14 protein-coding genes are annotated in these 13622 nt (G+C 40.3%); 12 read left to right on the top strand and 2 right to left on the bottom strand.

Annotated elements, in window-relative coordinates; genetic code table 11:
- The first annotated feature begins 182 nt into the window (after positions 1–182).
- The 10 genes from PHA78_RS10210 to PHA78_RS10165 all read left to right on the top strand — a co-directional run bounded on the left by PHA78_RS10210 (position 183) and on the right by PHA78_RS10165 (position 10570).
- A complete protein-coding gene (locus PHA78_RS10210; RefSeq protein ID WP_029177413.1) occupies positions 183–1973 on the top strand; it encodes an oligopeptide ABC transporter substrate-binding protein in 1791 nt (596 codons plus the stop codon).
- Positions 1974–2348: 375 nt separating this feature from the next.
- Positions 2349–3347 carry an ABC transporter ATP-binding protein gene (locus PHA78_RS10205; RefSeq protein WP_002942324.1) on the top strand — a complete coding sequence of 333 codons (999 nt, stop codon included), beginning with the start codon at positions 2349–2351 and terminating at the stop codon, positions 3345–3347.
- A gap of 2 nt (positions 3348–3349) precedes the next feature.
- The gene (locus PHA78_RS10200) at positions 3350–4291 is read left to right on the top strand and encodes an ATP-binding cassette domain-containing protein (protein ID WP_012027759.1); all 942 of its coding nucleotides are present in this window, start codon (positions 3350–3352) and stop codon (positions 4289–4291) included.
- A gap of 1 nt (position 4292) precedes the next feature.
- The gene (gene opp4B / locus PHA78_RS10195) at positions 4293–5249 is read left to right on the top strand and encodes an oligopeptide ABC transporter permease (protein ID WP_002942327.1); all 957 of its coding nucleotides are present in this window, start codon (positions 4293–4295) and stop codon (positions 5247–5249) included.
- Positions 5250–5262: 13 nt separating this feature from the next.
- The gene (locus PHA78_RS10190; RefSeq protein WP_002942329.1) at positions 5263–6165 is read left to right on the top strand and encodes an ABC transporter permease; all 903 of its coding nucleotides are present in this window, start codon (positions 5263–5265) and stop codon (positions 6163–6165) included.
- Positions 6166–6286: 121 nt separating this feature from the next.
- Positions 6287–6652, top strand: coding sequence for an Asp23/Gls24 family envelope stress response protein (locus tag PHA78_RS10185; RefSeq protein WP_002939192.1), 366 nt, complete (start codon positions 6287–6289; stop codon positions 6650–6652).
- Positions 6653–6654: 2 nt separating this feature from the next.
- Positions 6655–8319, top strand: a complete 1665-nt coding sequence (locus tag PHA78_RS10180; protein WP_099780207.1) for a DAK2 domain-containing protein — start codon at positions 6655–6657, stop codon at positions 8317–8319.
- A gap of 100 nt (positions 8320–8419) precedes the next feature.
- Positions 8420–8860: a tRNA (adenosine(37)-N6)-threonylcarbamoyltransferase complex ATPase subunit type 1 TsaE gene (gene tsaE / locus PHA78_RS10175; protein ID WP_024376437.1), complete on the top strand. Its 441-nt coding sequence runs from the start codon at positions 8420–8422 to the stop codon at positions 8858–8860.
- Complete coding sequence (locus PHA78_RS10170) at positions 8853–9380, top strand: GNAT family N-acetyltransferase (RefSeq protein WP_099780206.1); 528 nt, start codon at positions 8853–8855, stop codon at positions 9378–9380. The genes tsaE and PHA78_RS10170 overlap by 8 nt, the downstream gene beginning before the upstream one ends.
- The gene (locus PHA78_RS10165) at positions 9377–10570 is read left to right on the top strand and encodes an LCP family protein (RefSeq protein WP_099780205.1); all 1194 of its coding nucleotides are present in this window, start codon (positions 9377–9379) and stop codon (positions 10568–10570) included. Before PHA78_RS10170 ends, PHA78_RS10165 begins: the two co-directional genes overlap by 4 nt.
- 473 nt (positions 10571–11043) lie before the next feature.
- Here the strand turns inward: PHA78_RS10165 and PHA78_RS10160 are convergent, their stop codons facing one another.
- Positions 11044–11373 carry a hypothetical protein gene (locus tag PHA78_RS10160; protein WP_002942350.1) on the bottom strand — a complete coding sequence of 110 codons (330 nt, stop codon included), beginning with the start codon at positions 11371–11373 and terminating at the stop codon, positions 11044–11046.
- Position 11374: 1 nt separating this feature from the next.
- Positions 11375–11788: an HIT family protein gene (locus PHA78_RS10155; RefSeq protein WP_024376433.1), complete on the bottom strand. Its 414-nt coding sequence runs from the start codon at positions 11786–11788 to the stop codon at positions 11375–11377.
- Positions 11789–11850: 62 nt separating this feature from the next.
- Here PHA78_RS10155 and PHA78_RS10150 point away from each other — a divergent pair, with 62 nt between their 5' ends.
- Both PHA78_RS10150 and PHA78_RS10145 read left to right on the top strand, forming a co-directional pair.
- On the top strand, positions 11851–12585 hold the full coding sequence (locus PHA78_RS10150) for an ABC transporter ATP-binding protein (protein ID WP_002942356.1): 735 nt from the start codon (positions 11851–11853) through the stop codon (positions 12583–12585).
- The gene (locus tag PHA78_RS10145) at positions 12582–13622 is read left to right on the top strand and encodes an ABC transporter permease (RefSeq protein WP_272158116.1); all 1041 of its coding nucleotides are present in this window, start codon (positions 12582–12584) and stop codon (positions 13620–13622) included. Before PHA78_RS10150 ends, PHA78_RS10145 begins: the two co-directional genes overlap by 4 nt.

The raw sequence follows: 13622 nt of genomic DNA, 5'->3' as shown, positions 1-13622 counted from the left end.
ATATCACAAGAAATGTGAGAAAAATTTGGAAAAAATATGTAAAAAATAAGAAAATGCTGAAAATTTATGTTTTTACAAAATTTTCTGACAAAAAGACTTTATTTAAGAAAAATTTATGATATAATAAATTCTATAACGACATATGATTATGTGTCAAAGAAAAAGAAAAACAGAGGTGTTTTATGAAAAAGACAACGAAACTTTTTGCACTTGCAGGTGTGACTCTCCTTTCAGCATCTGTTCTTGCAGCATGTGGTTCAAAACAATCAGGTGCAGCAAAACAGGAATTGTCATTCCCATCTGAAGTAAAACAAGATGGAACAGCAGTCGCAGATGCTCAATTGAAATATGCATTTGTTTCAGCTACAACTTCATCAGGTCTCTTGATTGACGAGTTGACTGAAAACACAACTGACTCAACATTTGGTGGAATGGTTGATATTTCAATGTTTGGTTACGATGGAGATCGTAAGTTAGATGATTCTGGTCTTGCTAAAGCTGAATTTGATGTAAAAGGTAAGAAAATCACTGTTAGTTTGACAGGTAAAGATTACAAGTGGTCAGATGGTGAGCCATTTACAATCAATGACTACATCTTTACTATCAAGTCAATGGCAAGCAAAGACTATACAGGTGTTCGTTTTGATGATAAATTCTTGAACATTGTGGGTATGGATGAATTTGTTGCTGGAACTGCTTCAGATATCTCAGGTCTTAAGAAAATTGATGACTACACAGTAGAATTGACTGTAAAAGAAATGTCACCTTCTATGATGTATGCCGGTGGTGATGTACCTGCCTATATCCAACCAGAACATATCTATAAAGACATCCCTGTTGCAGATTGGGAAAAGAGCGAGTACTCACGTACAGCTAAACTTGTTGGTATGGGACCTTGGAAAATCAAGGAAATCGTAAACGGTGAGTCTATCACTTATGTACCAAACGAATACTTCTTCAAAGGTACAACGCCAAAAACAAGCTCATTGAAGATTGACATCGTATCTCCAGATACTATTGTTTCTGAAATGAAAGCTGGTAACTATGACATCGCAGATATGCCTGTTGACCAGTTGGATTCATACAAGGATGCTTCTAACTTGAATATCGTTGGTTCTTTGGACTCAGCTTATGAATACATTTCATTTAATTTTGGTAAATATGACGAGTCTGCTAAGAAAAACGTCATGGATGAAAATGCTAAGATGAATGATGTGAAACTTCGTCAAGCAATTGCCTATGCGATTGATACTAAGACAGCTGGTGAGTCATTGTACAATGGTCTTTACCACCCTGCAAACTCATTGATTATCTCATTCTTCGGCGACATTCATGATTCAGAGTTGGAAGGCTATTCATACGATCCTGAAAAAGCGAAAAAACTCTTGGAAGAAGCTGGCTACAAAGACGTAGATGGCGATGGTATCCGTGAAGGTAAAGATGGTAAAGAGTTCAAGATTACCTTTGCAGCTCGTAAACGTACGGAAGCAAACGAAGCACTTGTACAACAATACATTGCTTGGTGGAAAGAAGTTGGCTTGAACGTTGAACTTTACACAGGACGTACAGTTGAAGGTAAGTCGTTCTATAACTCAGTTCAGGCTAATGATGCTGCTATTGATATGTATGCTGGTGGATGGTCAACAGGTTACGATCCAAACCCAACAGGACTTTGGGGTCCAATCGCAGCCTTCAACATGTCACGTTTCGTGTCTGATGAAAATACTAAGTTGTTGAATGCAATCAGCTCAACAGAATCATTTGACGAGAAGAAAAATGTTGAGAACTATAAGGCTTGGCAAAAATATGCTCACGAGCAAGCATTTGCTATTCCAACATTTGAATCTGAGTCAATCACAGCCCTTAACAAACGTGTGAAAAACTATGATTCTAACTATGGTTCAGCTTCAGGTAAAGGTATCGCTCTTGAAAATATCGAACTTACAGCTGATAAAGGTGTAGTAGCAGAATAGTCTGCAAGAAGACAATAGAATTTGAAAAAGCCAACTTGCTTGGCTTTTTTCAGATTGCTATTGGAATTTTCTGATAATTATGGTATAGTAGACTCAGTACACAAAAAATGAGTCACTACTAACAAAAACTCAAGATGGATCACATTAACCTACTCAATTTCTAATTGAGACAGTAATAGGGATGGTATTGATTTATGATTGGATATAGTACTTTTTTTACTTCTGGGTAACCGCTATCAAACGATAATTGATAGAAATATGTTATTCTAGAGTAGTTATATAAAGTCAGTTAATCAAACATTATATGAACTTGATAATCGTAAGGATATTGAATTGATTGAGCTTGATTAGCTGGCACATAAAGGAGGAGAAAGCGTGGCTACTGAAAAACCGCTTTTAGACATTAAGGATTTACACGTTGGATTCCGCATTGGAGATGATTATTTTGACGCTGTTGACGGCGTTGACATCTCATTGCAAAAAAATGAAATTTTGGCAATTGTAGGGGAATCTGGTTGTGGTAAATCAACTTTGGCAACGACCATTATGGGCTTGCATAACCCTTTGAATACCAAAATCACAGGAAGCATCCAGTACAATGATATGGAATTGATTGGTATGGATGAAGCCAAGTACAATACGGTACGTGGTAATGATATTGGTATGATTTTCCAAGATCCCTTGGCTTCTCTGAATCCATTGATGACGATTGGTGCACAGATTGATGAGGCGCTGTTCTATCACACTGATTTGGATGCCAATGCCCGTACAGAGCGAGTTTTGGAACTCTTGGCTCAGGTAGGTATTCCAAATCCTAAGCGGACATTTAAACAGTATCCACATGAGCTTTCAGGTGGTATGCGTCAGCGTATCATTATTGCGATGGCCTTGTCTTGTAAACCGCCAATTATTATTGCGGACGAACCGACAACAGCCTTGGATGTTACAATTCAAGCACAAATCTTGGATCTCTTAAATGATATTCAAGCGGAGACAGGTTCGGGTATTATTTTGATTACCCATGACTTGGGAGTAGTTGCAGAGACTGCTGATCGTGTGGCTGTCATGTACGGTGGTCAGTTTGTCGAAGTAGCGCCAGTAGAAGAACTATTTACCAATCCAAAACATCCATATACACGTTCGCTCTTGAAGTCAAATCCTCAATCAGGTAGCGAAGGAGGCGATCTTCATGTTATTGAAGGTATTGTGCCGCCGATTACAAAAATGGTTCGTAAAGGTTGCCGTTTTGCTCCGCGTATTCCGTGGATTGGAGCAGAGGCTCATGAAGAGAATCCGAGCATGCACGAGGTAGGTCCAAATCACTTTGTTCGTTGTACCTGCCATGAGACATTCTATTTTGAAGGGGAGGCCTAATAGTGGGATTTATTGAAGTAAAAGATTTAAAAGTCCATTATCCAATTCGTAGTGGCTTCTTTAACCGTGTGACGGATCATGTCTATGCTGTCGATGGCGTTAATATTGAGTTTGAAGAAGGAAAAACCTATGGTTTGGTAGGTGAGTCAGGTTCTGGGAAATCAACCATTGGTAAGGCAATTATCGGTTTAGAGCGTGCCACTTCTGGTCAGATTATCTATGAAGGACAAGATGTAACCAACAAATCACGTGGTAAAAAAGGAAACTTTAATCGTGATGTTCAAATGATTTTCCAAGATTCTCTTTCAAGTTTTAACCCGAAAAAACGTATTTTGGACATCATTGCAGAACCAATCCGTAACTTTGACCGTTTATCTCCAGATGAAGAAAAGAAAAAAGTTCTTCAACTCTTGGATACAATCGGTCTAAATGAAGAAGCTCTGATTAAATATCCTCACGAATTCTCAGGTGGTCAACGCCAACGTATCGGTGTTGCTCGTGCTTTGGCTAGTAATCCTCGTTTGATTATTGCAGATGAGCCGGTTTCTGCCTTGGATTTGTCTGTGCAGGCACAGGTCTTGAATTATATGAAACGTATCCAAGATGAGTTTAAGCTCAGCTATCTCTTTATTTCCCATGACCTCGGTGTTGTGCAACACATGTGTGATGAATTGTTCATCATGTATCGCGGACGTTTCGTAGAAACAGGAAATAAGAACGATATTTATAATAATCCACAACACATTTATACTAAACGTTTGTTGTCAGCTATTCCAACGATTGACCCACTCAATCGATTGAAGAATAAAGAAAAGCGTTTGGCTGCTGAAAAAGAATATCAAGAAATGCAAGGTCAATACTATGATGAAAACGGTCGTGTGTACGATTTGAGATCCTTCTCAGAAACTCATCAAGTAGCCCTTCCAGAAGGAGGTCAGAACTAAGATGTGGAAAACAGTATTACGTCGTTTACTCATGATGATTCCGCAGATTATTATTTTGAGTGTCATTGCGTTCTTTGTTGCGAAGATGATGCCGGGGGATCCCTTTACAGGATTGATTGACCCCAATATTGATCCAGCAATCATTGAACAAAAACGGATTGCGGCAGGTTATTATGACCCAATCCCTGTTCAGTATTTCCGTTGGGTAGGCAATCTTTTGCAAGGAGATTTTGGTCAGAGTGTTATTTTTAAACAACCAGTTGTTGATGTTATCATGCAACGTTTAAACAACACTATTTGGTTGTCTTTATTGACGATGGTGTTGACTTATTTGATTGCCCTTCCATTGGGGATGATTGCAGGTCGTTACCAAAACTCGCTTGCAGATAAAATCATTGGCGTGTATAACTTTTTGACATTTTCAACTCCAACTTTCGTTTTTGCTATCCTTATGCTTTGGATGTTTGGCTTTAGTTTGGGTTGGTTCCCAACACGTGGGTCGATTGACGGTGGTGTAGAAGGATTTGCAGCCATTCTCAGTCGCTTACACCACATGATTTTGCCGGCGATTACAATGGCAATTTTGTCAACAACAGTCACTATTCAATATCTTCGTACGGGGATTATCGATGCGAAGAGCCAGGACTATGTTCGTACAGCTCGTGCCAAAGGTGTTCCTGAGAGAGTTGTTTATAACCGTCATATCTTCCGTAATTCTATCTTGCCAATTGCATCTTTCTTGGGCTATGAATTGACAGGATTGATTGGTGGTTCTATCTTCATTGAAAATATTTTCACTTATCCAGGTATCGGTCAGTTATTCTATAACTCTATTTCTAGTCGTGACTATAGTGTCATCTTGGCTTTGTTGTTGATATTTGGTATGGGTACCTTGTTGGGGACATTGATTTCAGATATTATCATGAGTATCGTGGATCCACGTATCCGTGTGAAATAGAAGGAGGAGTAAGGTGAGTAAAGAAAATAAAAAACAAGTACAATCTGCTTCAACTCCTCCAGGTGGCTTCCGTGTCATCGCGCGGGAGTTTATGAAGGATCGACTTGCATTGACCTCATTAATTATCTTAGTGACGGTTCTCTTGGCAGTCTTTATCGGAGCGCTTCTGTTGGATCAAGAACAAGTTATGAAAGTCAACCTTTTGGGACGTTACTTGGAACCAGGTGTTAATGGCTATATCTTGGGGACAGATGAAGGTGGTAAAGATATCTTTGGTCAGCTGATTATCGGTGCTCGTAACTCGATCATTATCGGTTTTACCATTACGATTATTACTAGTATTGTTGGTATCTCTATCGGTCTGATTTCTGGTTATTACGGTGGTCGTTTGGACGGATTCTTGATGCGTATTGTCGATTTCATCATGATTTTGCCAGTGACTATGTTGATCATTGTGTTCGTAACAGTTATCAAGAACTATACGATCTATCACTTCATTCTCATCATGAGTGCCTTTTATTGGACGGCCAAGGCTCGTCTATTCCGTACAAGGACTTTGTCAGAGGCAAGCTTGGATTATGTCAATGCATCAAAAACATTGGGAACAAGCGACTTCATGATTATGTTCCGTGAAATTTTACCAAACTTAAGTTCATTGATTATCGTTAACTTGACCTTGAACTTTGCGGGAAATATCGGTATTGAGACATCGTTGACTTATCTTGGTTTCGGTCTACCATCGACAGTACCAAGTTTGGGTACCTTGATTGCCAACGCCCGCAATGCAGATATTTTGGAAAACAAGACATGGATTTGGTTGCCAGCAGCCATCTTCATCCTTGTGATGATGCTCTGTATCAACTATGTCGGACAAGCTTTCCAACGTGCAGCAGATGCTAAACAGCGTTTAGGTTAATTGTGAAAAGGGTTCCTTTGGGAACTCTTTTTTTGTAAAATCCGATGTAACAAGCTTGTTTTTTACAGAAAGCAGAAAATGTGGTAAAATGGAGTGATAAAACTATTTGAGGTAACGAATTATGACTGTTAAAATCAATACTAAAGACGGCCAAATCGAATTGACTGACGACGTGATTGCCACAGTTGTTGGCGGTGCTACGACTGAGATTTTCGGTGTTGTTGGGATGGCTAGTAAGTCTGCGATCAAGGATAATTTTCAAGCACTTTTGAGAAAAGAAAATTATTCTAAAGGTGTTGTGATTAAGACTTTGGAAGATGGTCGCATTGCAGTCGATGTTTATACTGTGATGAGCTACGGTGTAAAAATCAGTGAAGTATCTCGCAACATCCAAGAACGCGTTAAGTTCAACTTGGAAAATCAACTAGGTATCTCTGTAGATGCCGTCAATGTCTTTATCCAAAATATCAAAGTCGTAGGAGAATAATTGTGTCTAAAATTACAACTAGTTTATTTCAAGAAATGGTGCAGGCAGCATCAACTCGTCTGAATAAACAAGCCGAATATGTGAACTCACTCAATGTTTTCCCTGTTCCAGATGGGGATACTGGTACCAACATGGGGATGACTATTACCAATGGTGCTAAAGAAGTAGCAGATAAGTCTGCTTCTACTGTTGGAGAAGTTGCGCAAATTCTTTCTAAAGGCTTGTTGATGGGAGCTCGTGGAAACTCAGGTGTTATTACGTCGCAATTGTTCCGTGGTTTTGGTCAATCTGTTAAAGGCAAGGTTGAATTGGACGGTAAGGATTTGGCGCAAGCCTTTCAACATGGTGTAGAAGTGGCTTATAAAGCCGTTATGAAGCCAGTTGAAGGTACAATTCTTACTGTTTCGCGTGGGGCAGCCACTGCCGCTTTGAAAAAGGCAGAAGAGACTGATGATGCGGTTGAGGTCATGCGTGCCACTCTTGATGGTGCTAATCGTGCTCTTAAGAAAACGCCAGAGATGCTTCCAGTCTTGAAGGAAGTAGGTGTTGTCGATTCAGGTGGACAAGGTCTTGTTTACATTTATGAAGGCTTCTTGTCAGCTTTGACGGGTGAGTATATTGCTTCGGAAGATTTTGAGGCGACACCTGCTGTTATGTCTGAAATGATTAATGCTGAGCACCACAAGTCAGTTGCAGGTCATGTAGCGACTGAAGATATTACCTTTGGTTACTGTACAGAAATCATGGTAGCTCTTCGCCAGGGTCCTACTTATGTCAAGGACTTTGATTATGAAGAATTCCGTACCTACCTCAACGACCTTGGAGATTCCCTCCTTGTGGTCAACGATGATGAAATCGTTAAAGTCCATGTCCATACAGAAGATCCAGGTTTGGTCATGCAAGCGGGTCTTCAATATGGTAGCTTGGTCAAGGTAAAAGTGGACAATATGCGTGAGCAACATGAAGCTCAGGTTGAGAAAGAAGAAAGTTTCCAAAAACCGGCTGAACAAAAAGAGTATGCTATTATTGCGGTAGCTGCTGGGGAAGGTTTAACAGAAATCTTCAAATCACAAGGTGTTGACTATGTGATTTCAGGTGGTCAGACCATGAACCCATCAACAGAAGATTTTGTCAATGCTATTGAATTGGTCAATGCCCGTAATGTCATCTTGTTGCCAAACAACAAAAATATCTTGATGGCTGCTCAGACGGCTGCTGAGGTTGCAGAAGTTGCGGTTAAGGTTGTGGAAACTAAGACCCTACCACAAGGTTTTACTAGCTTGCTTGCATTTGATCCAAGTCGTGATTTGGAAAGCAACTTTGAAGCGATGACGGCATCTCTCGCAGAGGTGAAAAGTGGTAGCGTGACAACTGCAGTCCGCGATACAACCATTGACGGTCTTGAAATCCATGAGAATGATAACCTTGGTATGGTTGATGGCAAAATTGTAGTGTCCAATCCAGATATGATGGAAACACTTGTCGCTACATTTGAGAAAATGCTCGATGAAGATAGTGAAATCGTGACGATCTATATCGGTGAAGATGGCAATGAAGAATTGGCTCAGACACTTGCAGACCAACTGGAAGAACAATTTGAAGATGTTGAGGTCGAAATCCATCAAGGAAATCAACCAGTCTACCCATATCTTTTCAGCGTAGAATAAACAAAATCGCAGGCTCTGGCTTGCGATTTTTTCTGTCGACTTGTCTACAATTTCCAGTAGACCTATGACAAACTACTGGGGCTATGGTATAATTAAAGACATGTATAGTCAGAATGAAAATGAATTGATTGCCATTGGTGAGAGAATTGGAAAAGCCTGTAAGCCAAATCAAGTTCTAGTATTATCAGGGGATTTGGGTGCTGGGAAAACAACTCTGACCAAGGGTTTGGCCAAGGGGTTAAAAATTGAACAGATGATTAAGAGTCCTACTTATACGATCGTTCGAGAGTATGAGGGGACCATGCCACTCTATCACTTAGATGTTTATCGAATTGGAGATGACCCTGACTCGATTGATTTGGATGATTTTCTCTATGGAGGAGGTCTAACGGTTATCGAGTGGGGAGAATTACTGGATGTCAGTCTATTTGATGACTATTTGCTCATTCGTATAGAGAAAGAGGGAGATGGTCGACGATTGACAGTCGAATCTCATGGAGCTCAAAGTAGCGATTTAGCGAAGGAGTTCCAAAATGTCTGAAAAAGAAGTGTATTTTAGTGAAGCTGAACCAGCTGATGCAGCAGCTTTTATTGATTTTATGAATCAAGTTGCTAGAGAAACGGATTATCTGGTCATGGATGAGACTGGTTTTCGATTTAGTGTTGATGAAATGGAGACCATCTTCGAAGCAGGAATCGAAAATCCTCGTGAATTGTGCCTGTTGGCTAAGGTTGGTTCGGAAGTCGTCGGCGCAATTTCTGTTAAGTCCTCTAAGCAGTTTCGCATTAGCCATATCGGAAATATTTTTATTGCAGTAAAAAAAGCCTACTGGGGTCACGGTCTAGGGACGATTTTACTGGAGGAAGTATTGCATTGGGCAGAGGAAATGGATGTATTGAAGCGTTTGGAATTAACGGTTCAGGTTCGCAATCAGGCGGCAGTACATTTATACCAAAAACAAGGATTCAACATTGAAGGAACCCAGATACGTGGGGCTAGAACAGATGAAGGAGAATGGCTTGATCTTTATTATATGGGCAAGTTAATTGGTGAAGTATGACAATTGGAAAAAAAATATTCTTAATGTCTTTGGCTATTGTTGGTTTAACACTAGGTGCCGGCTTAATATATGGGGCCAGCTTGTTAAATTTTTCTACAGGTACTATTTCAAAAACCTATAAGCAGCTAGATGGAGAGGAAGAAATCACTCCTATTGATGCGACAGAGCCCCTAACTATCCTACTGATGGGGGTGGATATGGACCAAGCGACCCGCGGGGGAGATTGGGAGGGTGGCCGTAGTGATTCGATGATTTTAGTAACTGTTAATCCCAAGACTAAGGAAACCAATATGATGAGCTTGACTCGTGATATTATGGTTGAGATTGCAGAAGCGAACGGGGAGTCTTCAGGAACGGTTGAAAAACTAAATCATTCTTATAGCTACGGACAGGCACCGATGGCCATTGCCACGATCGAAAAGATGATGGATATTACCATTGACCGCTATATCGAAATAAATATGGATGGTCTGGTTGAGCTTGTTGACGCGGTTGGAGGTATTGAGGTAAACAATACTCTTGGCTTCCCTATATCCATTTCAGAACATGAGCCTGCCTACACCTCTATTGTCCAGCCGGGGAAACAGTTGGTAAATGGGGATCAGGCGCTGGTTTATGCTCGGATGCGCTATGATGATCCTGAGGGGGATATCGGACGTCAGAGACGCCAACGAGAAGTTATCACGGCTATTATAAAAAAACTCCTTCAGTTAGATGGTTTGACCCAGTATAAGAAGATTCTGACCGCCATCTCCAATAATATGCGAACCAACATTGAGATTAGTCCTGCGACAATTCCAAGCCTCCTGGGTTATAAAGACTCGGTCTCTAAGTTGAATTCCTATCAGTTGCGCGGTGTGGACCAAATGGTTGATGAAATCTATTATCAATTACCAACCAGTGAACATCTATTGGAAATGCAAAATATTCTGAAAAAATCTATCGGCTTAGAAGAAAAGACCGACTTAGTCACAAACGTGAAGGTCTACGAAGGACAGATGGGATTGCCAAGTCCAATAAACGTTTATGATGTATATACAAATCTCTTGCTGTTAGAAGCAAGTCCATGGGCAGAAAGTTTGGATCCAGAAATAGGGAGTCCATCGGCTACTACGACTGTGATAACAGAAGAGCAGGTAACCGATTTTTCAACAGAGCCAGTACTTGGTGATGAAAACGGGTCACAATAATGTTGTCATTCAGTTTTTCTTTTATTATAGTCATTTGAATTAACTTTGATACATCGTCACTTTTATAGTACAGCCTGCACCTCAGTTCCTTGTCTGAAAGCTAATTCATTCGACTATACTTTGACGAGCGAGTATAAAAGCCCATAAAAATAGAGGTTGTTTGCAACCTCTATTTTTATGGGCTTTTAGTTTACTTTTAGTACGAGGCAATGAACCGCAGGCATAACTCAATGCTTTCTTATTTCTAGGTGACCAGCTGATGTACTTCGCTTTTTTGTTTTCAAGCTCAGGTACGAATAGTCCACTGGACTATTCGTATCCCCCAGATTGCTTGCACAGTCAATGGACTGTGCAAGGTGGGAGATAATACTTGCAAAGCAAGTCACTTTTACAAAATCAGGCAAGGCGAGTTCAAACAGTCCACTAGACTGTTAAACCCAATCAACCACTGCGCAGAGACGTTGACACGAACTCTAAGAAGTGGCGCTGTTTTTTTTGCCTAGTCTCGTGCTATTCTCATTCTGGTATTTTTTGAGAATCTGTTGGATTTCTTCCAAGTTTCCTGCAATACTTTGCTGATAGACTCGAGTCTTATATTGTAAGTCAGAAGCCATTTCCTGCAAGGGTTCTTGAAAACTTTGGATAATGGCAAGTTGTTCCTGAATATTGTCCTTGCTCAGTTGAATATCTGATAGAAGTTGTTTGGTTTCCTGTACTTCTTTAGCGATTTTATCCCGATGCGTGACTGCAAGGAAGCTGGCGGTAGCGGCGCTTACGGCTAAAATGATATTACGAAGTTTCATATTATTCTCCTAGATAGAGATCTTGTGCCAGTTGAGCCAGGGCCGGGAAGTCAGGGTCGTTGGCTTTAAATTGAATGCTCAATCCATCTTGATTGTTAAAGCGTGGTAAGAGATGGATGTGTGTATGAAAGACGGTTTGTCCAGCGGCCTCCTCGTTATTATTAACGATGTTTAGACCACTAGCTCCAAGTTTTTCTTTTAACTGACGAGCGATGGTTGGCACAACAGAAAAGAGTGTGGCTGCAGCTTCTTTATCCATATCAAGCACGTTTCGGTAGTGTTTTTTAGGGACAACCAATGTGTGTCCTTTTGTGACCTGAGTGATGTCTAAAAAGGCTAATACTTGGTCATCTTCGTAGACTTTTGAAGCTGGTATTTCTCCAGAGATAATTTTGCAAAAAATACAATCCGACATAATGGCAACCTCTTTCTAGGATTTTTGTTATAATAATTATATCAAATTGTAGGAAGAAATGTATGTTAGAAGTAAAAAATGTAACTGGGGGATATGTCAATATCCCAGTTTTGAAAGATGTATCTTTTACCGTTGAGGATGGTCAATTAGTTGGTCTAATTGGTTTAAATGGTGCAGGGAAATCAACGACTATTAAGGAAATTATCGGTCTTTTGACCCCCTATCAGGGACAGATTGCAATTGACGGCCTAACTTTGCTACAAGGGGCTGAAAATTATCGGAAGAAGATTGGGTTTATCCCTGAAACACCAAGTTTGTATGAAGAACTAACCCTCAAAGAGCACTTGGAAGTGGTAGCAATGGCCTATGATTTATCCTGGGAGCAAGCTTGGGGACGTGTCGAGCACTTGTTAAAACTGTTTCGCTTGGATGAGAAATTGGACTGGTTTCCTGTCAATTTTTCAAAGGGAATGAAGCAGAAGGTCATGATTATTTGTGCTTTTATGGTGGAGCCGAGTCTATTGATTGTTGATGAGCCTTTTCTGGGATTAGACCCTGTGGCTATCTCTGATTTAATCGCTCTTTTGGAGGAAGAAAAATCTAAGGGCACTTCAATCCTCATGTCCACTCACGTTCTTGACTCAGCTGAGAAAATGTGCGACTCTTTTGTGATTTTACATCAGGGACAGGTCCGTGCAACTGGAAATTTGGAGGAGCTACAAAGCGCATTTGGTATGGATGGTGCAAGTCTGAACGAAATTTATCTGGCCTTGACGCAAGAAGGAGTGGCTGGATGAAAGAATTGTTTCAACAACGCCGACTAGATTTTTTAAATCGTTGTTCCAAGTATCTGCGCTATGTTCTGAATGACCATTTTGTTTTGGTTCTCATGGTTTTATTAGGCTTTTTGAGTTTGCAATACCGTCAATTATTGTTGTCATTCCCTGAGAATCCGTTGCCGATTGTTTTTGTGGTTATTGCAATCAGTCTACTGGTACTAGTGTCCGGAAGAATTGCGACTTATCTAGAAGAAGCTGATCAAATCTTCCTATTGACCAAGGAAAAAGACATTCTGCAAGGACTCGAGGGTGCAGCCAGACGCACGGTCTTGTTTTGGTCCTCTATACAGGTGGTGGTTCAGCTTGTTTTGTTACCAATCTATTTGAAACTGGGTTTACCGGTGTGGATGATTGTAGCTGGTCTTCTTACTTTGTTGGTTTTAAAATATCTTTTTGTCAAGCGCCAATTAGTGGCTTATCAGTCACAGGGAGTATTGGACTGGTCTAAGGCTATTCAAGATGAACAAAAAAGGAAACAGTCTATTTTACGTTTCTTTGCCTTATTTACGACGGTTAAAGGAATCAGTACGACTGTTAAACCGAGAAACTATCTCAATGGAATCTTGCGTCTCGTCAAGTCGAGACAGACTTGGTTTTATCTCTACTTACGGGCTTTCTTGCGTTCAGGAGACTACTTGGGCTTGACGATACGTCTACTGTTGTTGGCGATTTTGTCCCTATTTGCCATTGAAGAATCGTGGTTATCTATCGGCCTAGTTTTAGTCTTTCATTATTTGCTTGTCTTCCAGTTGTTGGGGCTTTACAAGCATTATGATTATCAATATGTAACACAACTGTATCCTCTAGAGAAAGATTCCAAGAAAATCGGTCTTCAGAATTTGCTTAGAGTGATTTTATATAGTCTATTAGTAGTGGAATTGGGCTTTGCTCTGCTATTTTCTAAAGAGAATGCGATGGTAGTCGTCTTACTTCTCGTGGGGATTTTCTTGCATGAAATATATTTGCCTCTAAAATTAAAAAAATTGATTGACTAA

The organism is Streptococcus sp. HN38 (genome assembly GCF_028335765.1).
GTDB lineage: Bacteria > Bacillota > Bacilli > Lactobacillales > Streptococcaceae > Streptococcus > Streptococcus suis_P.
This window is presented reverse-complemented; position numbering and strand designations above follow the sequence as displayed.

Bases quoted from the DNA above. Each gene is read 5' to 3' on its own strand.
- PHA78_RS10210 (WP_029177413.1), top strand. From the start codon at position 183: ATGAAAAAGACAACGAAACTTTTTGCACTTGCAGGTGTGACTCTCCTT.
- PHA78_RS10150 (WP_002942356.1), top strand. From the start codon at position 11,851: ATGTTAGAAGTAAAAAATGTAACTGGGGGATATGTCAATATCCCAGTT.
- PHA78_RS10160 (WP_002942350.1), bottom strand. From the start codon at position 11,373: ATGAAACTTCGTAATATCATTTTAGCCGTAAGCGCCGCTACCGCCAGC.
- opp4B (WP_002942327.1), top strand. From the start codon at position 4,293: ATGTGGAAAACAGTATTACGTCGTTTACTCATGATGATTCCGCAGATT.
- PHA78_RS10165 (WP_099780205.1), top strand. From the start codon at position 9,377: ATGACAATTGGAAAAAAAATATTCTTAATGTCTTTGGCTATTGTTGGT.
- PHA78_RS10185 (WP_002939192.1), top strand. From the start codon at position 6,287: ATGACTGTTAAAATCAATACTAAAGACGGCCAAATCGAATTGACTGAC.
- PHA78_RS10170 (WP_099780206.1), top strand. From the start codon at position 8,853: ATGTCTGAAAAAGAAGTGTATTTTAGTGAAGCTGAACCAGCTGATGCA.
- PHA78_RS10155 (WP_024376433.1), bottom strand. From the start codon at position 11,788: ATGTCGGATTGTATTTTTTGCAAAATTATCTCTGGAGAAATACCAGCT.
- PHA78_RS10145 (WP_272158116.1), top strand. From the start codon at position 12,582: ATGAAAGAATTGTTTCAACAACGCCGACTAGATTTTTTAAATCGTTGT.
- tsaE (WP_024376437.1), top strand. From the start codon at position 8,420: ATGTATAGTCAGAATGAAAATGAATTGATTGCCATTGGTGAGAGAATT.